General features: G+C 70.8%; 1 protein-coding gene. It reads right to left on the reverse strand.

All coding sequences use genetic code 11. The features are described from left to right. A partial coding sequence (locus CSC68_RS15845; RefSeq protein WP_211365778.1) for a hypothetical protein occupies positions 1–259 on the reverse strand: 259 nt, incomplete at its 3' end. Positions 260–571 lie beyond the last annotated feature (312 nt).

A 571-nucleotide genomic window follows, 5' to 3' on the forward strand; every position in this document is an offset into this window, starting at 1 on the left:
TGGCCGGGGAGGAGGCCGCGCAGCCGCCGGTGCCGGTTGCGGCGGCAAACGCGAACCACATGGCGAAGCGGCGGCGGAACGGGTTCATGGCGCGGACACCAGCGATGGCCTGGAAGCGAAACGTACGTCGAAGCCGCCGCCATGTCCCCCCCGCCAGTCGGACTGGCGCCTCCGCCCGGGGATGGATGCACGTCGCGCCGCGGTGCGCCCGATGCTTGATATGGACGAACGCGTCGCCACGCGCGAGGCCGGTGGACAACCTGCGCTACGGGCGCTCAAGCACGGGCAGCGGACCGATACGCACGTCGATCGCGCCCCGATGTGCTTGATGCTTCTAGGTGGGCGAACGCGCCGCCGCGCGCGAGGCGGGGGAACCACCCGCGTTACGGCCGCTCCAGGACAAGCAACGGGTCGATGCGGACATCGAACCGCGCCCCGATGCGCTCCGGACCGCGGGCTGGAAAAACGCGCCGCCGCGCGCGAGGCGGGTGAACCACCCGCGTTACGGCCGCTCCAGGACAAGCAACGGGTCGATGCGGACATCGAACCAGTTCATCCCCCAGTGCAGATG

The sequence above is a fragment of the Pseudoxanthomonas suwonensis genome (genome assembly GCF_010093235.1).
Classification (GTDB): Bacteria; Pseudomonadota; Gammaproteobacteria; order Xanthomonadales; family Xanthomonadaceae; genus Pseudoxanthomonas; species Pseudoxanthomonas suwonensis.